Consider the following 17,447-nt stretch of genomic DNA (forward strand, 5'->3'; position numbering starts at 1 on the left):
CACTCCGCCTCCACATTGCCCGTCAGTCAACGGCGGCGTGGGAGGCGGAGAGGGGGCGCATGGAAGGACGTGTCTCGCATGTCGACCAACGCCCTGACATATGTGTGCCCCCAGGCGCCGTACGCATTCCTGCCGGCGGGACCAGGCGATTCACATCACCCCTGATCAGAGCCGCCTTTTCGCGCGTCGTACACCTCCCGCGCCTTCTGCACCTCCCCCATCCGCTCCTCGGTCCACAGCGCGAGCCCCCGCACCTGTTCCGCCGCCTCGCGGCCCAGATCGGTGAGGGAGTAGTCGACCCGCGGAGGGATCACCGGCTTGGCGTCGCGGTGGACGAGGCCGTCGCGTTCCAGGGTCTGGAGGGTCTGGGTCAGCATCTTCTCGCTGACCCGGCCGATCGCCCGGCGCAGCTCGCTGAAGCGGTAGGGCCGGTCGAGAAGCTCGATCAGGACCAGGACACCCCAGCGGCTGGTCACATGCTCCAGCACCAGCCGGTGCGGGCACATCTGCTCGCCGGTGTCGTACTTGCTCGCCGTCACGCCCACCACGCCACTTACCGTCATGCCAGTACCTTACTTCAAAGTGGGTACTTTCGCAGAGTTAGCGCACCTCTTAGGGTTAGTGCCACCGCACCCCACAAGGAGTTCTGATCATGAGCATCGTCGTCACCGGAGCCACCGGACACCTGGGCCGCCACGTCGTGGAGCAGCTACTGGAGAAGGTCCCGGCCGACCAGGTGACCGCCGTAGTGCGCACCCCCGAGAAGGCCGCCGACCTCGCCGAACGCGGCGTGAAGCTCGCCGTCGCCGACTACAGCGCCCCCGAGACCTTCGACGGACTGTTCGCCGCGGGCGACAAGGTGCTGCTCATATCGGGCAGCGAGGTCGGCAACGACCGCGTCGGCCAGCACAAGGCCGTCATCGACGCCGCCAAGGCCGCCGGCGTCGCCCTGCTCGCCTACACCAGCGCCCCCGGCAGCCTCACGGCCGCCCTCGCCGACGACCACCGCGGCACCGAGACGGCGCTCCTGGAGTCCGGCCTGCCGTACACCCTGCTGCGCAACGGCTGGTACCACGAGAACTACACCGAGAACCTCGCCCCGGTCCTGGAGCACAGCGCCGTCACCCACGCCGCCAGCACGGGCCGCGTCTCCTCCGCCTCGCGCGCCGACTACGCGGCCGCCGCCGTCGCCGTACTGACCGGCGAGGGGCACGAGAACCAGACGTACGAGCTGGGTGGCGACGTCGCCTGGAGCTTCGCCGAGTACGCCGCCGAGCTGAGCCGGCAGACCGGCAAGGAGATCGCCGAGAACCCCGTCTCCGTCGAGGTCTTCACCGGCATCCTGGCCGGCGCCGGGCTGCCGGAGCCCGTGGCCGCGATCATCGCGGGCGTGGACGCCTCCGTGGAGAAGGGCGAACTCGTCGTCGACAGCGGGGACCTGTCCCGCCTGGCCGGCCGCCCGACCACGCCGATCTCCGAGGCGATCGCCGCCGGACTGAAGGGCTGACCCGACCTCTTCCGGGGTGCCCCGCGGGCGGAAGCAACGCCCCGCAGCGCACCCGGGTGCCCTGACCCCCGCCTGTCATGACCGTATGGCGATACGGGCATGACAGGCGGGGGCTTTCGGCGTTACCTTCGTGCGGGCCGACGTAGGGACGCGGCCACGTGAGGGCACGAAGGAGGGGCCGTGACCGGGAAGTCCAAGGGCGAGCGGCACATAGGTCTGCTGAACGGCTTCGCGGCCTACGGGATCTGGGGGCTGTTCCCGCTGTTCTGGCCGCTGCTGGAACCCGCCGGGTCGGTCGAGATCCTCGCCCACCGGATGGCCTGGTCCCTCGTCTTCGTGGCGGCCGTACTCCTCGTCGTGCGGCGCTGGGCCTGGGCCGGTGAGCTGATCCGGCAGCCGCGGCGGCTCGCGCTGGTCGCCGTGGCCGCGGCCGTGATCACCGTCAACTGGGGCGTCTACATCTGGTCCGTGAACTCGGGCCATGTCGTCGAGGCCTCACTCGGGTACTTCATCAATCCGCTCGTCACCATCGCCATGGGCGTGCTGCTGCTGAAGGAACGGCTGCGGCCCGTGCAGTGGGCGGCGGTCGGCGTCGGCCTCAGCGCGGTGATCGTGCTGACCGTCGGGTACGGACGGCCGCCGTGGATCTCCCTCGTCCTCGCCTTCTCCTTCGCCACCTACGGGCTTGTGAAGAAGAAGGTCAATCTCGGTGGTGTGGAGTCGCTGGCCGCCGAGACCGCGATCCAGTTCCTGCCCGCGCTCGGGTACCTGGCCTGGCTGACGGCGCAGGGGAAGTCGACGTTCACCACGGAGGGCTTCGGGCACGCGTCGCTGCTCGCGGCCGCCGGCGCGGTGACCGCGCTGCCGCTGGTCTTCTTCGGCGCGGCTGCGATCCGGGTGCCGCTGTCGACGCTGGGGCTGCTTCAGTACCTGGCGCCGGTCTTCCAGTTCCTGATCGGCGTCGTCTACTTCCACGAGGCCATGCCGGCCGAGCGGTGGGCCGGGTTCGCGCTGGTGTGGCTGGCGTTGACGCTGCTCACGGCGGACGCGTGGCGCGCGGCGCGTCGCTTGAGGAGCGCCGGGTTCAGGGTGCCGCGGGTCGAGAAGCCGAAGTCGGCCGTGGTGGACGCCTGATCTGAGGGCCGCCGCCCCCAGCCCCCCGCTTCGGCCCTGAACGGGCCTCGTCCTCAAACGCCGGACGGGCTGAAACAGAGCCCGGCCACGCGAGCATGCTGTGCACCGACCGGCGATTCCTGTTGCGTCCCGCTCCCCCACCGCCATTGAGTGGTCGCATGACAAAGGAACCCGCTACCGCACCGGCGCCACTGCACTGGAAGCTCGTCATCGACTGCGCCAACCCCCAGTCCCAGGCCGACTTCTGGGCCGCCGTGCTGCACTACGAGGTCGAGGACAACAACGCCCTGATCGACCGACTGCTGGAGCTCGGCGCGCTGCCGCGCGAGGCCGTCGTCGAGTTCCACGCCCGGCTCGCCTTCCGGGACCTGGTGGCCGTACGGCATCCCGACGACCCGTACGACAAGGACAGCGGTACCGGGCTGGGGCGGCGGCTGCTGTTCCAGCGCGTTCCCGAGAAGAAGACCGTCAAGAACCGGCTGCATCTCGATGTGCACACGGCGGCCGGGGAACGCGAGGACGAGGTCGGGCGGCTGGAAGGGCTGGGAGCGAGCGTGCTGCGGCAGGTGCAGGAACCGTCCGGGGCGTGGGTGGTGATGGCGGACCCGGAGGGCAACGAGTTCTGCGTGCACTGAGCCCGCGACGGACTCAGGGTTTTCCCTATACGAACATCCCGTCCGAATAGCGCTCTTGACGGAGAGTCAGGCTCACCCTCACCATCCAGGCACCCCATTCACTGAGGAATCCCTGCGATTCCCCAAGGAATTCGGAGCCCCCCACCATGAAACTCTCCGTCTCCTGGCGTACGTCGGCGGCTGTCGCCGTCGCTGCCGCCACCCTCCTGACCAGCGGATCCATAGCCGGCGCGGCGCCCAGAGCCGAGGCCCTGGCCGCCGCACCCGACATCCCCGTGGCCGGCGTCAAGGCCCATCTCACCCAGTTCCAGTCCATCGCCACCGCCAACGGCGGCAACCGCGCCCACGGCCGCCCCGGCTACAAGGCATCCCTCGACTACGTGAAGGCCAAGCTGGACGCCGCCGGGTACACCACGGCCATCCAGCAGTTCACGTCCTCCGGCCGCACCGGCTACAACCTGATCGCCGACTGGCCCGGCGGCGACGCCAACCAGGTCGTCATGGCCGGCTCCCACCTCGACAGCGTCACCTCCGGCCCCGGCATCAACGACAACGGCTCCGGCTCGGCGGCGGTCCTGGAGACCGCGCTCGCCGTGTCACGGGCCGGCTACCACCCCACCAAGCATCTGCGGTTCGCCTGGTGGGGCGCGGAGGAGCTGGGGCTCGTCGGCTCCCGCTACTACGTCAACAACCTCTCCTCCGCGAACCGGGCGAAGATCAGCGGCTATCTGAACTTCGACATGATCGGCTCGCCCAACCCGGGTTACTTCGTCTACGACGACGACCCCGCGATCGAGAAGACCTTCAAGGACTACTACGCCGGCCTCGGCGTCGCGACCGAGATCGAGACCGAGGGCGACGGCCGCTCCGACCACGCGCCGTTCAAGAGCGCCGGCGTGCCGGTGGGCGGCCTGTTCACGGGCGCGAGCCGCACGAAGACCGCGGCACAGGTGACCAAGTGGGGCGGTACGGCCGGGCAGTCCTTCGACCGCTGCTACCACTCGTCCTGCGACACGACGTCCAACATCAACGACACCGCCCTCGACCGCAACAGCGACGCCGTCGCGTACGCGGTGTGGGAGCTGTCGGAGTAGTAGGCCGGGTCGCCGGCACGGGACGGCGAACGGTCGAGTAGTACGCCGGGTCGCCGCCACCGGACGGCGAACGGTCAGCCGGTGGGCGGTTCGGTCGACTTGGCGGCCCGGGCGGCGAGGCGGTCCATGCGGGCACGGGCCGCCTCCAGCTCCTCGATGTCGTCGGCGGCCGGACCGCCCTCGGCCGCAAGCTCGTCCCACAGCCCGAGCAGGTCCCGGCCCATGTGCAGTCCCTGGGCCGGGTCCCGCACGGCGCGCCAGGCCGTGGCCGCGCCGTGCAGACTGCCGTACGCCGCCTCCGCGTCACGCGCGCTGTGATGCCTGCGCGCCACGTCCAGGGCGAGCGCGAAGGCGCGCTCCGGTTCGCCCGCCAAGTAGGCGATGTAGGCACCGAGTTCGCGGATCCGCAGCACCTCGGCGTGCTGCGGCCCGAGCACCGCCGACGCCTCCGCCACGGTCCGCTCCGCGAGCTCCGCCGCCTCCGCCGTGCGTCCCGCCGCCACGGCGTCATTGATCCGCGCCATCGATACGCCGAACGGGGAGGCGTCGGCGGTGGCGCCGCCCTGCGGATCCCCGAGAACGGCCTCGGCGACCGCGTCGAAGCCGCGGGGCGGTGCCGGCTTGGGGTCGGGGTCCGAGGCGGGGTCGGGATGGACGTGGGAGTGCGGGTGGGGGCGAGGGTGCGGGTCGGGGCCGGGGGCCGTCTTGGCGGCCGGGGTCGGGACCGGCAAGGGCGTCGGGTCCGAGACGGGGATGCGGGTGGAGGGCTGCGGCGGCGGCGCGTCGGCCGGTTCCGGCCTTGCCTCCGGCCCCGGCGTCGGCGTCGGCTTCGGGTTCAGGGGTGCGTCCATGACCGGCGGTGGCCCGAACTCCCCGAGCGGCGGGGCGACCGTGCCGGGTGCGGCGTCCCGCACCGGCTCGGGCAGGGCGCGCAGCCGGTAGGTGGGCGAGGCGTCCTGCGCCGGGCCCGGCAGCGGTCGTAGGACATGGGTGGGCTTGTCGTGGTGCGGTTCGGCGCTCGGCGCCTGAGACCCGGCCCCGCCCGGCGTCGGCGCTGGATCGGTGCTCGGCGGAGGGGCGGGCAGCGCGGGCCGCTCGGCCGCAGGGGCCACGGCAATGGCCTGTGCCGCGGGCGGACCGGTGCGTACGGGCTCGGCGGTGAAGCGGCTGGAGCCGTCCTCCTCGACCAGCAGCGGGACGACGTAGCCGATGCGCTCGTCGTGGACGGTGGCGTGCACGGGGTGGCCGCCGGCGCGGGCGATGCGCTGGAGGTGGGCCAGGACGACGTGCTGGATCTCCTCGCCCGGGGCCGCCATGACGGGGACGCCGCCGATGGACGCGCCGCCCGCGCCCGGACCGGCGACGGGGACGTGTACGTCGATCGGCGCGGCCACCTGGGCCGCGGCGGCGTGTTTCTGTTCCCGCTTCTTCGCGCGGCTCAGTCGAGGCATCGCTTCCCTCACTCGCATGCGTCGGGGAGTGCGCGGACGGCGCGTTCGGGTTCCATGGTGCTCCCTCTCGCCGTCGGGTTCCGCTTCCCCGGCGTCCAGGTCCGGTTGTACAGGTCGGACACGTCGTACACGTAATCTCGAGTCTCTCCGGCCGCGCACGGTACGGACGTCACCGTGACGTCACAGACTCGTTCCAGGAGCTTGTGCCACGTCACAGCGTTCTCATGCCTGGCTCGAAGATCGTTGGCGTGACGAGGGAGGAGTGCGGGCATGCGGACTGACATGCGCGTGCAGCATGGCCGGCCGCAGCTGGGGCCGGAGATCTGGATCCGCGGGCCGGTGGCCCTCCCGGAGGAACCTCCGCCCTCTCCCGGCGCCTTCCGACCCCGGCGTTTCTCCTGGGTCGGTGTGTGCGGCGGGGCCGGTGTGTCGACGCTCGCCTCGGTCTACGGCGGCCACGACTGCGGACGCGGCTGGCCCGGCCCCGCCGATCCGCCGTCGATACTGCTCGTGGCCCGCACCCACGCGGCCGGGCTGACCGCCGTGCTGAACGCCCTGGAGGTCTTCCGGCGCGGGGAGGCACCGCACGGGCTCGACCTCGACGCGGTCGTCCTGGTCGCGGACGCTCCGGGCCGCCTTCCGCGACCGCTCGCCGAGCGCGTCAAGGTCATCGAGTCGGTGATCGACGTGTACCGGGTGCCGTGGGTGCCGGCCTGGCGGCTCGGCGACCTGAGCGGGCAGCCGCCGAGGGAGGCGGAGGCGCTGGCGCGGCTGACCGGGCGGGCTCGGTGAGGTCGGGTCGGGTCGGGTCGGGTCGGGTCGGGTCGGGGGAGCGTCGGCCGTCGCTGCGTACTGGTGAGCACCGGTCATAGCGCGGAGGCCGGCCCCGGCGCCCGGACAATCACTGCATGACGCGTACACCTGACCACCCCGACGCGGACCCCTCTCCCGCCGCACCCACCTCCCTCTCGGCCGAGGAGATCGCCTCCGCCGTGCGTTCGCGGACCCTGCGCGCGGTCGACGTCGTCGCGGAGGCCCTCGACCGCATCGAGCGGGCCGACCCGGTCCTGTCCGCCTTCATCGAGGTGTGGGCCGACGACGCCCTTCGGCGGGCCGGCGAGGTGGACGCGCGGGTCGCGGCGGGTGAGCAGTTGCCTCTGGCCGGCGTACCGATCGGGGTCAAGGGGCGGCGCGGGCTCGGGACGGCGGGCCCGTTGCTCGAAGCGGGGTGTGTCGCGGTGGGAGCGACGTCGGTTCCGGGGCCGGGAACCGTCTGGCAGACCTGGGGGCTCGGCCGGCACGGCCCCACGATCAACCCCTGGCGCCACGACCGCACACCGGGCGGCTCCTCGGCCGGTTCCGCGGTGGCGGTGGCGGCGGGCCTTGTGCCGCTCGCGACCGGGAACGACGGGGCCGGCTCGGTACGGATCCCGGCGGCATGGTGCGGCGTCGTCGGACTCAAGGTCGGCAACGGGCGACTGCCGTCGAGCGACCGCACCGGGCTCATGGTGCCGGGGGTGCTGACGCGGCAGGTGGGGGATGCGGCGGCGTACTGGCGGGTGATGTCAGGCAAGGCCACGGCAGCCGGCCCTGGGGCTGGGTCTGCGTCCCGGGGTGGGTCCGGGTCCGCATCCGTAACAGCATCCGCATCCACCTCCATCTCCATCTCCGCCTCCGGCGATCAGCCGACCGCCGTCTGGTCCCCCGACCTCGGCTTCGACTCCCCCGACCCGGACGTCGTCGCCGTCGCCCATGCCGCCGCCCTCCGGCTCGCCGAGGCCGGGGCGCTACGGCTGACGTCCCCGCGCACCCCGCTCCGCCTCCACGACCCGGCCCCGGCATGGCTGGCCCTGCGGACGCCCGGCGCGGGGCCCACCCCCGAGGTCCATCGCATCCGGGCCGCGAACGACAGCCGGCTGGCCGCACTCTTCGCCGGCACCCGGCTGCTGCTGACGCCGACGGCACCCACCCCGCCGCACGGTCACGAGGGTCCCGGCGAGCGCTACTCCACCGCGCTCACCTGGGCGTTCAACCTGAGCGGGCATCCGGCGATCAGCATCCCTGCGGGGTTCGGGCCGGACGGCTGCCCCGTCGGACTCCAACTGGTGGCGGCGCACGGCGAGGAGGAACTGCTGCTCGACGTCGGCGGCCTGGCCGAGGGCCACCTCGGGCCCTGGTGAGCACAGCGCCCTCCTGGATCCCCCTCGCCTGGATCCTTCGGGGTCCCCCTGGACAGCTACATGCGTACGCATATAATGCACATGCGATTAGTTGTCGTACGCCGACCATCCGGCCCCCTGTGGAGGCCGACTGTTTGGGGGAAACCATGACCCGCCGCTTCCTGTTCGTCCTCGGCAGCAGCCGTTCCGACGGCAACACCGAGCTCCTGGCCCGCAGGGCCGCCGAGCAGTTGCCCGAGAGTGTCGAGCAGCAGTGGATCGACCTGGCCGCGCACCCGCTGCCCGACTTCGAGGACCTGCGCCACGACAGCGACCATGTGCGCCCGACCCGGGGCAACGTGGCACTGCTGCTCGACGCCACGCTCGCGGCGACGGACGTCGTGATCGTCTCGCCGCTGTACTGGTACTCGGTGTCCGCCCACGTCAAGCGCTACCTCGACTACTGGTCGGGCTGGCTGCGCACCCCCGGCGTGGACTTCAAGGCGACCATGGCCGGACGCACCCTGTGGGGCGTCACCGCGCTCGCGCACGAGGAGCAGGAGGTCGCCGACCCGCTGGTCGGGACGCTCAGCAACTCCGCCGCGTACCTGAGGATGCGCTTCGGCGGCGTACTGCTCGGCAACGGCAGCAAGCCCGGTGACGTGCTCGGCGACGCCGACGCCCTGGCCCGGGCGAAGACGTTCTTCGCGCAGGACGCGCCGCTCGCGCGCTTCCCGTACGAGACCGACTGAGCGCCACGCCGTGAGGTCCTGGGCCGTGAGGTCCTATGCCTCGATGTCCTACGCCTCGATGTCCTACGCCGTGATGTCCTTCGCCGTGAATCTCGCCCACGCCGCCGAGCCGAACACCGCCGCGTAGAGGCCCTGGAGACCGAGGTTCTTCACCAGATCGTCCCAGTAGACGGGCTCGCGCATGAGGTCGGCAAAGGACAGCCAGTAGTGCGAGAAGAAGTACGGCTGAAGCGCGTGCAGCTGGGGGATCTGGTCGAGGATCTGCACGGTGATCAGCAGGCCCACCGTCGTCGCCATCGCCGCGATCCCGCTGTTGGTCAGCGTCGAGACGAACAGGCCGAGCGCCGCCACGCCGATCAGTGACGCGGCGACGACCAGGGCGATCAGCAGGGCTCTGGCCAGGCCCTCGCCGAAGCTGATCCGGGTGCCGGAGATGGTCGTCAGATCGCCGAGCGGGAACAGCAACGCGCCGACGGTGAGCGCCGAGACCGCGACCACCAGGGTGGCCACCAGGCAGAACGTCATCGTGGTCGCGTACTTGGTGAGCAGCAGGCGGGTGCGGCCGGCGGGGGCGACGAGGAGGTAGCGGAGGGTGCCGGCGTTCGCCTCGCCCGCGATCGCGTCGCCCGCGATGACGCCGATCGCCATCGGCAGGAAGAAGGGGAGCGTCGCGGCGAGTGCGGTGAAGACCAGGAACAGGCCGTTGTTGGTGATCTGTGAGATGAACGCCGGACCGCCGCCGCCCTCGGGTCCACCGCCCGCGGACGAGCCGTCGCCGGTCTCGATCTTCACGGCGATGCCGACCAGGATCGGCACGGCGGCCAGGACGGCGAGCAGTGCGAGGGTGCGCCAGCGCCGGAAGGTCGTGACGAGTTCGCTGCGGAAGAGACCGAAGGTCCACAGAGGGCTGGGCTTGCGGCCCGTTCCGATCGCGCCGCCCTGCTCGACGACGTCAGCCCGCGACATCGAACCCCTCCCCCGTCAGTGCCACGAACGCGTCCTCCAGAGAGGCCCGTTCGACGCCGAAGCCGCGGACGCGGACCCCGGCCCTCACCAGCGCCGCGTTGACGTCCGCGAGATCACGGTCCGGGGGCTCGGCGGTCACCCGGTCGTCGGTGATGACGACATCGCCGGCGCCCTGCTCCTTGAGCACCCGGGCCGCGTCCCCGGTGTCGGGGGTGGTCACGACGAGCCGGCCGCGTGTCCCGGCCGCCAGCTCCGCCACCGCGCCCTGGGTGATCAGCCTTCCCTGGGCCATCACGGCGGCGTGGGTGCAGACCTGCTCGATCTCGTCGAGGAGGTGGGAGGAGAGGAAGACGGTCGTGCCGTCGGAGGCCAGCTCCCTGACCAGCGAACGGATTTCGCGCATGCCCTGCGGGTCGAGGCCGTTGGTCGGCTCGTCGAGGACGAGGAGCCTGCGCGGCTGGAGCAGCGCGGCCGCGAGCCCGAGCCGCTGCTTCATGCCGAGCGAGTACGCCTTGGCCTTCTTGCCGGCGGCGGCCGTCAGGCCCACCCGGTCCAGCGCGGCCGTGACGCGGGCGCGCCGGGTGCGGGGATCGGCGGTGGGGTCGGCGGCGTCGTAGCGCAGGAGGTTGTCGCGGCCGGAGAGGAAGCCGTACAGGGCGGGTCCCTCGATGAGCGCGCCGACGTGCGGCAGTACGGCGCGCGCGGCCCGGGGCATGGGCTGCCCGAGCACGCGTGCGGTACCGGAGGTGGGCTCGATCAGGCCCATCAGCATGCGGATGGTGGTGGTCTTGCCCGAGCCGTTCGGGCCGAGGAAGCCGAAGACGCTGCCCGCCGGGACGGCCAGATCGAGACCGTCCACGGCGAGCTGTCCACCGCGGTAGCGCTTGGTGAGGCCGTGGGTGGCGATCACGGCATCGCCGTCATCGGGCGCCGTGGAACGACCGCCCTCACCGAGCACCGCGGACCGACCACCGTCACCGGCCGCCGCGGACCGACCACCGTCACCGGGCGCCGCGGACCGACCGGCGTGCGCGGCCTCGTCGGCCTGCCGGCTCCGGTCGGCCTCGTCAGCATTCCCGGCGGGCGGTTCCTCCATCGGCGCCTCGGGCTCCTCGCTTCGTGGTGCGGGTGGGGCGGTCGGCGGTGGGCTACTTGCCCGAGTCCGCCGCCTTCACGAGCGCGTCCTTGGTGACGGCGCCGACGTAGACCTTGCCGTCGTCCGTGACGAGGGCGTTGATCAGACGCGTCTTGAAGACCGTGCCCGAGCCGAACTTACCGGTGGCCTTGTCGCCCAGGGAGTCCAGGAAGCCACCCATGTCGCCGCCGACCTCGCTGCCGGACGGGATGCCCTCGCCGCCGGTGTCGAAGACGGCCACGGAGTTCCAGCCCTCGCCGATGACCTCGGGGCCGCCCTCGGCGCCGTTGCCCAGCGCGCCTCCGGTCAGCGGGCCGCCGAACTCCTTCTCGAAGTCCTTGCCCAGCCCGTCCTCGGACTTGGCGCCGCCGTGCTCGCGGGCCGCCTTGTCCAGCTCGCCCTCCTCGGTGACCGTCGCGCCCTTGGGCGGGGTGAAGTCGAAGGTGGAGCCGGCGGGCTTGGCGAAGCTGACCTGGGTGAAGCCGGCGTCGATCACGGCCGCGCCGCCGCTCGACGGAGTCAGCGTGAACTTCAGCGGCATGCCGGTCTCGGCGTCCACGGCCACGCTGATCGCGCCGACCGTGCTCCCGGACTGCTTCGGCTTGATGACCAGCCGGTAGGCGTCCCGGCCCGCGACCTGCGCGGTGCCGTCGACGGTGACGGACGTGGTGTCGTCGACCGCCTTCAGGGCCTCCTCGGTGAACTCCTTCGGCGTGGCGGGGACCTCTTCGGACTTGCCCTTGTCCGCCTGCGCCTCGTCGGCGGTGCCGTGGAAGACCTCGTTGGACTTGCTGTCGTAGCCCCAGATGTCCTTGCCGTTGTGGATGAGGCTGTACTCGGAGGCGTTCTCCAGCAGGGAGAGCTTCTGCTTGTCGTCGCCGTCCACGGCGAGGCGCAGGGTGTGCGTGCCGGACGCCAGCTCGGTCAGCTTGGCCGAGGGGTCGGCGGACGATCCGTCACCCGAGCCGGAGGCCATGGCGCCGGAGGCGAAGCCGGCACCCAGCCCGCCGAGGTCGGGCAGACCCAGGTCGGTGGTGATCTTGAAGGTGCCGGACAGCTGCTCCACGTCCGACTTCGCGATCTTCTCGATGAGTTGCTGCGCGGTGATGTCCGGCAGGTCGGGGTCGCCGGAGTCGGCGATCGCCGGGACGAGCCCGATGGTCGCCGCCGCGATTCCCACGACCGCGACCGGAACGACGTACCGCGCGGCCTTGCGACGCCCCGCGCGCAGGTCGTCGGCCTCCCCTGCGGTCGTGCTGTCCTCGGATTCGTACGGTGCCATGTGTGCCTTACCTCCGTCGTCGGCGGCGGCTGTCCGTCTCGTTCCCTCGCTCGCGAGTCCTGTGACCCCGCACTCGCCCACCCCGTAGCCGCCATTCTCACCCGAATCGGTGAGGAGTGGTGTTTCCGTGGTCTCCATCTGACCAAATCGGCCAGGGAGATTCGTCAGCCTCCGGAGCCAACTCCGTGTACACCTGCGGTATGACACACGGAGGCGGCGCCTCCCCCGACCCGTAGGGGTCGACGGGGAGAACGCCGCCGGGTGGGCGCCGCGCGGACGGCCGTTCAGGCCGCCGCGGCCGCCGATCAGCCGTTGATGAACACGTAGTCCGCCTGGTACGGCACACCGACGATCGCGCCGGGCGTGCAGGATCCGGTCGGGGCCACTCCGCCGACGGTGTTCAGCCGCAGGATCTCGGCGGTGTCGGCGAGCAGCCCGTGGTGCTTGCCGGACTGAGTGGCCTTCAGGTCGAGCTCGGGGATGTTCTTCTCGCCGTTCGGGGTCCTGGAGATGACGGACCCCGTCACCGCGCTGCCGTCCCGTGCGATCCACTGCGGCGTACCGGAGTTGGGCGCCACGAAGGAGTGCGCGATACGGCCGCCGAGCACGGCGCTGACGTCCCGCTGGGCGAACGCGTACCCGCCGCCGTCGGCCGGCTTGCACTCGTAGATCTGCTTGCCCTTGACGACGGAGGCCTGGAAGTTGTCGAGCGCGTCGCGGAAGTCGAACCCGGCGACGGTGACCTTGTGGAGCTGCCCCCGCACCGCGCCGCCCGGGAACTCGGCCGTGTGGAGGTTGGCGTAGAAGGAACTCGGGTCGTTCTTGAGGGTGTTGAGCAGGGCGGGGTCCTTCACCTCGACGGTGCCGGTGACGCTGTGCCCCTTGCTCCTGCCGAGCAGGCCGCCGAAGTCGATCTTGATGCCGCCGTTGGTGCCCTTGGCGCCCTGGTGGATGTGGAGGGCGGTCGGCCGGCCGGTGCCGCGCCAGGTGACGGCGACGGACACCTTGTCGCCCTTGACCTTCACGAACTCCAGAGCGGCGCCGTCCTTGTCCCCGACGGCGGGCCCGCCCTCGACGGGCACCTCGTTGGCCCCGCGGAGGGAGGCCGCGAGGATCGTGCCCCCGCTGCCGCCGGTGCCGCGGGCGGTCCCGCTCTGGCTCACGATCCCCTGCGTGTCGCTTCCGGCGTGGCCCGCGTGGTCGGCGCGGTCACCTCCGGCGGCGAAGGCGGGAATCACCGCGGCGGCGACACCACCGGCGGCGGCCACCGCGACGGCGGTGACGATCAGGCTGTTGCGGCGCTTCGAGAACGTCGTCTTCATGCCCATGATTCTGTTTTCTCCCCGTAATGCAGCTGACGCCCCCTGCGTCAGCTTCTGGGCATTCATACGGAGCGGATCTTAGTTTGGACTCAGTCCAGGCTTGTGACGTGCGTCACGTACCGAGTGGGGGTGGCCGATCCGAGAGGGGATGGCCGATCCGACTGGGGGCGGCCGATCCTCAGCCCGCCCGGTGCACCACCGCGTCGCACAGCTCCATCAGCGCGGCCTTCGCGTCCATGTCCGGCAGCGGCGCCAGCGCGGCCCGCGCCTCCTCCGCGTACCTGACGGTGTCCCGTCGCGCCTGCTCCAGCGCCGGGTGCTCGCGGAGCCCGGCAAGCGCCTCCGCCAGCCGCGCGTCGTCGCTCAGGTCGGACTCCAGCAGCTCGCGCAGCGCGATGTCCTCGGCCAGCCCCAGCCGCGCGGCACGCTCCTGGAGCCGCAGCACCGGCATGGTCGCGATGCCCTCGCGCAGATCCGTGCCCGGCGTCTTGCCGGACTCGTGCGAGTCGCTCGCGATGTCCAGCACGTCGTCCGCCAGCTGGAAGGCGACGCCCAGCCGCTCCCCGTACTGGGTCAGCACGTCGACGACCGTCTCGTCGGCGCCCGACATCATCGCCCCGAACCGGCACGAGACCGCCACCAGCGAGCCGGTCTTCCCGCTGAGCACGTCCAGATAGTGATCCACGGGGTCGCGCCCGTCCTGCGGCCCCGCCGTCTCCAGGATCTGCCCGGTGACCAGCCGCTCGAACGCCTCGGCCTGCACCCGGACCGCCTCGGGCCCGAGGTCGGCGAGGATGTGCGAGGCCCGCGCGAAGAGGAAGTCGCCGGTCAGCACGGCGACGGAGTTCCCCCAGCGGGCGTTCGCGCTGTCGACCCCGCGCCGTACGGCCGCCTCGTCCATCACGTCGTCGTGGTACAGCGTGGCCAGATGGGTGAGCTCGACGACGACGGCCGAGGGGACGACCCCCGGCGCGTACGGGTCCCCGAACTGGGCCGCGAGCATCACCAGCAGCGGCCGGAACCGCTTCCCACCCGCCCGCACCAGATGCTGGGCGGCCTCGGTGATGAAGGGGACCTCACTCTTGGTGGCTTCGAGCAATCCCTCCTCGACAGCCGCCAATCCGGCCTGGACATCGGCTTCCAGAGCCTGGTCCCGCACGCTCAGCCCGAACGGCCCGACGACGGTCACGAGGGGTCTCCTGTCTGCTGGTGTCCACTGGCTGTTACACGGTTTGTCGATAGGTCGCTGCCATCACTCAAGTCAGCGTATCCGGTCAGGTTTCGATCACCGATGCCGCCCACCCGTCCACCACGGGCGGTATCGGATCACGGCCGGTATGTTTTTGATCACCTGATAAGGCCGGATATCGATCGACTTATACGGAAGTAGCGAGCCGTGTCCCGAACCGGCCCCGCCGCCGTCCCGGCCGTCCCGGCCGCCCTCACCCATCTGACCTCCCCCGTCGACGGCCGGCTCACCGATCACACCCTCCGCCGGCCGGACGGAGGACTGCCATGACAACGACTCGCACCGCGCACGAGGTTCCACCCTCAGGGTCGACATATGCGCCCGGAAGCGCTGGCCATGGCGCGACGGAACTCCCCTTGCGCGCACGCACGTTGGACGGAACGGAGATCATCGCGAGGCGGTCCGCACGCAGGGCGAAGGCGCGCTTTTCCGTCCAGCACGGGAAAAACGGACTCCACGGACAGCCGGATAAAGGCGAGTTGGAGCCATTGCCCGATTTGCCGCTCTTGCGCCTGCCAGTGAGTTGGGTCACTCACGCCCGTCGACACACCCCTCCGACAGCATCCCTTCCCGCCTTGCCCCGAAAGCAAGTTGAGGATTAACAACCGCAAAGGATCAAGCGCCTCATTCGCCTCAGACCAAGGTCAAACTGCCCTACAGGTGACGACGGCACTTGTTCCGGGCATGTGCTCTCGCATACGTTCCCGCTCGTCGGGCGGACGCCTAATCCTGCCGCCGCCCGAGTCATCCACCCACGTAACTCACAAACGCACGGCAGGAGCGGGGGACCCAGGTAAGCCGCCGGACCGGACGCCTTCATGGCGCGCCGGCCCGGCTAGGGGTGAAGTCGCGCTGCCGCACGGTGGCCCGGCCGGGCATCTCCCGCCCGAACCCGACAGCTCACCTCGCAGGCGTCGGAGAGGAACAGCGCCATGCCCCGAGGCAAGCACCGCCGCCCCCGCACCACCCCGCTCACCCGCCGTGCCGTCATCGCCGGAACCAGCACCGCCGCTCTCGCCCTCCCCCTCCTGGGCGCGACCGCCGCAACCGCCGCCGAGCCCGCGACGGCGAAGGTCGGCTCCGTCGCGTACACCACCAAGAAGGGCGACACGCTCTACGGCATCGCCGACCGCTACGACTCCCAGGGCGGCTGGAAGCAGCTCTACAAGGACAACCGCAAGGCCATCGGCGACGACCCCCGGCTGATCCACCCGGGCACCGACCTGAAGGTCCGGGCGACCAAGAAGGTCAGCACGCCGGGCAAGACGGCCTCCAAGGCCGCCGCGCCCGCCAAGAAGTCCTCCGTCGCGCAGGCCACCCAGTCCTCCGTGAAGACGTTCCCGGACAACCTCGACGGCTGGATCCGCAACGCCCTGGACATCATGGGACAGAACGGAATCCCGGGTTCGTACGAGGGCATTCACCGCAACATCATGCGTGAGTCGTCCGGCAACCCGCTGGCCATCAACAACTGGGACTCCAACGCCGTGGCCGGCACCCCGTCCAAGGGCCTCCTCCAGGTCATCGACCCCACCTTCGCGGCCTACCACGTGCCGGGGACCGTGTACGACCCCTACAACCCCGTCGCGAACATCGTGGCCGCGTGCAACTACGCGGCCGACCGCTACGGCTCGATCGACAACGTGAACGGGCCCTACTAGAAGCAGCGGCCCTACGGGGAGCAGCGAGCCACCCATCGACGCGTATCACCCCTTACCGGGTGATACGCGTCAGGGTGTCCGCGAACAGTCCCTCCAGGACGACGGCGATGCCGTCGTCCTCGTTCGAGGCCGTGATCTCGTCGGCGACCGCCTTGAGTTCGGGGTGCGCGTTGGCCATCGCGACCCCACGGGCGGCCCAGTCGAACATGGGGATGTCGTTGGGCATGTCCCCGAAGGCGATCGTCTCGCGCGGGCCGAGGCCGAGATGCTCGGCGGCGAGCGCGAGTCCGGTCGCCTTGGTGATGCCGCATGGCTGGAGTTCGACGGTGCCGGGCCCCGACATGGTGACCGTCGCCAGCGAACCGACCACCGCACGCGCCGTCGCCGCCAACTCGTCGTCCGACAGAGTCGGGTGGCGCAGCAGCACCTTGCTGATCGGCTCGCACCACAGGTCGTCGCGGCGCCTGACGCGTACGGCGGGCAGCGTGGGGTGCGGCATCAGATACCCCGGCTCGATGAGCGTGAGCCCGTCGACGCCGTCCTGGTCGACGGCCGCGTACACCTGCCCCACCTCGGCCTCGATCTTGCCGAGCGCGGTCTCCGCCAGCTCCCGGTCCAGCGTCACGGACCACAGCAGACGGTCCGCGCCGGCGTCGTACAGCTGCGCGCCCTGCCCGCACACCGCGAGCCCCGTACTGCCCAGGATGTCGAGCAGCGGCCGCACTCTGGGCGCCGGCCGCCCCGTGACGACGAGGTGTTGAGCACCGGCCGCCACCACCCGCCCGAGCGCGTCGAGGGTACGGTCGGACAGCGTGTCGTCACCGCGGAGCAGCGTCCCGTCCAGGTCAGTGGCGATGAGTGAATATGCGATGGGTGGGGCCATGATCAGAGAATACGGACAGGAAGCCCCATCGACTCGACCTGAACCGGACGGCTGCTGGGTTCACATGTGTTGACACCTGTTCCGGTTCCATTTGTGCTATTGCGCGCACAACTGCCTTCCTGCCCCTGTGATTTCACTCCGACGTGGCCGTGCGCTACGCCCGGGGCCCCGCCGGGGGTGACGAGCCGCCGTTCCACCGGTCCCCGCGACGCGGTTT

The 17,447-nt window shown here is 71.2% G+C and carries 17 protein-coding genes and 1 riboswitch; of the genes, 9 read left to right on the forward strand and 8 right to left on the reverse strand.

Going from position 1 to position 17,447, the window contains the following annotated elements; genetic code table 11:
* Window positions 1-155 precede the first annotated feature (155 nt).
* Window positions 156-563, reverse strand: coding sequence for a winged helix-turn-helix transcriptional regulator (locus tag CP983_RS17895; protein WP_125528233.1), 408 nt, complete (start codon window positions 561-563; stop codon window positions 156-158).
* 89 nt (window positions 564-652) lie between these two features.
* Here CP983_RS17895 and CP983_RS17900 point away from each other — a divergent pair, with 89 nt between their 5' ends.
* From CP983_RS17900 to CP983_RS17915, 4 genes are all read left to right on the forward strand, one after another.
* On the forward strand, window positions 653-1,507 hold the full coding sequence (locus CP983_RS17900) for an SDR family oxidoreductase (RefSeq protein ID WP_150500440.1): 855 nt from the start codon (window positions 653-655) through the stop codon (window positions 1,505-1,507).
* A 180-nt stretch (window positions 1,508-1,687) separates the two neighbouring features.
* A complete protein-coding gene (gene rarD / locus CP983_RS17905; RefSeq protein WP_150500442.1) occupies window positions 1,688-2,641 on the forward strand; it encodes an EamA family transporter RarD in 954 nt (317 codons plus the stop codon).
* Window positions 2,642-2,799: 158 nt separating this feature from the next.
* On the forward strand, window positions 2,800-3,276 hold the full coding sequence (locus tag CP983_RS17910) for a VOC family protein (RefSeq protein ID WP_150500444.1): 477 nt from the start codon (window positions 2,800-2,802) through the stop codon (window positions 3,274-3,276).
* Window positions 3,277-3,422: 146 nt separating this feature from the next.
* Window positions 3,423-4,370: a M28 family metallopeptidase gene (locus CP983_RS17915; protein WP_107904197.1), complete on the forward strand. Its 948-nt coding sequence runs from the start codon at window positions 3,423-3,425 to the stop codon at window positions 4,368-4,370.
* 74 nt (window positions 4,371-4,444) lie between these two features.
* Here CP983_RS17915 and CP983_RS17920 read toward each other — a convergent pair whose 3' ends face one another.
* Window positions 4,445-5,821, reverse strand: coding sequence for a tetratricopeptide repeat protein (locus tag CP983_RS17920; protein WP_150500445.1), 1,377 nt, complete (start codon window positions 5,819-5,821; stop codon window positions 4,445-4,447).
* A gap of 270 nt (window positions 5,822-6,091) precedes the next feature.
* On the opposite strand from CP983_RS17920, the gene CP983_RS17925 reads away from it, so the two are divergent.
* From CP983_RS17925 to CP983_RS17935, 3 genes are all read left to right on the forward strand, one after another.
* Window positions 6,092-6,613: a DUF6668 family protein gene (locus CP983_RS17925; protein WP_229914941.1), complete on the forward strand. Its 522-nt coding sequence runs from the start codon at window positions 6,092-6,094 to the stop codon at window positions 6,611-6,613.
* 116 nt (window positions 6,614-6,729) lie between these two features.
* Complete coding sequence (locus CP983_RS17930; protein ID WP_150500447.1) at window positions 6,730-8,001, forward strand: amidase; 1,272 nt, start codon at window positions 6,730-6,732, stop codon at window positions 7,999-8,001.
* Between the two features lie 146 nt (window positions 8,002-8,147).
* On the forward strand, window positions 8,148-8,732 hold the full coding sequence (locus CP983_RS17935; RefSeq protein WP_150500449.1) for a flavodoxin family protein: 585 nt from the start codon (window positions 8,148-8,150) through the stop codon (window positions 8,730-8,732).
* A 63-nt stretch (window positions 8,733-8,795) separates the two neighbouring features.
* Here the strand turns inward: CP983_RS17935 and CP983_RS17940 are convergent, their stop codons facing one another.
* The 5 genes from CP983_RS17940 to CP983_RS17960 form a co-directional block, all read right to left on the reverse strand.
* Complete coding sequence (locus tag CP983_RS17940) at window positions 8,796-9,698, reverse strand: ABC transporter permease (protein WP_150500451.1); 903 nt, start codon at window positions 9,696-9,698, stop codon at window positions 8,796-8,798.
* On the reverse strand, window positions 9,685-10,794 hold the full coding sequence (locus CP983_RS17945; protein WP_229914942.1) for an ABC transporter ATP-binding protein: 1,110 nt from the start codon (window positions 10,792-10,794) through the stop codon (window positions 9,685-9,687). Before CP983_RS17945 ends, CP983_RS17940 begins: the two co-directional genes overlap by 14 nt.
* A 52-nt stretch (window positions 10,795-10,846) precedes the next feature.
* Window positions 10,847-12,115: a LolA family protein gene (locus tag CP983_RS17950; RefSeq protein ID WP_150500454.1), complete on the reverse strand. Its 1,269-nt coding sequence runs from the start codon at window positions 12,113-12,115 to the stop codon at window positions 10,847-10,849.
* Between the two features lie 305 nt (window positions 12,116-12,420).
* Window positions 12,421-13,437 (reverse strand): CHRD domain-containing protein, encoded by a 1,017-nt coding sequence (locus CP983_RS17955; RefSeq protein WP_229914943.1) that lies wholly within the window; start codon window positions 13,435-13,437, stop codon window positions 12,421-12,423.
* Window positions 13,438-13,615: 178 nt separating this feature from the next.
* A complete protein-coding gene (locus CP983_RS17960) occupies window positions 13,616-14,626 on the reverse strand; it encodes a polyprenyl synthetase family protein (protein WP_107904219.1) in 1,011 nt (336 codons plus the stop codon).
* A 207-nt stretch (window positions 14,627-14,833) separates the two neighbouring features.
* Here CP983_RS17960 and CP983_RS44955 point away from each other — a divergent pair, with 207 nt between their 5' ends.
* Together CP983_RS44955 and CP983_RS17965 are read left to right on the forward strand one after the other, a co-directional pair.
* The gene (locus tag CP983_RS44955) at window positions 14,834-14,956 is read left to right on the forward strand and encodes a hypothetical protein (protein ID WP_268256296.1); all 123 of its coding nucleotides are present in this window, start codon (window positions 14,834-14,836) and stop codon (window positions 14,954-14,956) included.
* 488 nt (window positions 14,957-15,444) lie between these two features.
* Window positions 15,445-15,613: riboswitch (cyclic di-AMP (ydaO/yuaA leader) on the forward strand.
* A 5-nt stretch (window positions 15,614-15,618) separates the two neighbouring features.
* Window positions 15,619-16,347, forward strand: coding sequence for a transglycosylase SLT domain-containing protein (locus CP983_RS17965; RefSeq protein WP_150500458.1), 729 nt, complete (start codon window positions 15,619-15,621; stop codon window positions 16,345-16,347).
* Between the two features lie 52 nt (window positions 16,348-16,399).
* On the opposite strand, the gene CP983_RS17970 is transcribed toward CP983_RS17965, so the two are convergent.
* On the reverse strand, window positions 16,400-17,230 hold the full coding sequence (locus CP983_RS17970; RefSeq protein WP_150500460.1) for an HAD family hydrolase: 831 nt from the start codon (window positions 17,228-17,230) through the stop codon (window positions 16,400-16,402).
* Between the last annotated feature and the right edge of the window lie 217 nt (window positions 17,231-17,447).

The sequence above is a fragment of the Streptomyces chartreusis genome (assembly GCF_008704715.1).
GTDB lineage: Bacteria > Actinomycetota > Actinomycetes > Streptomycetales > Streptomycetaceae > Streptomyces > Streptomyces chartreusis.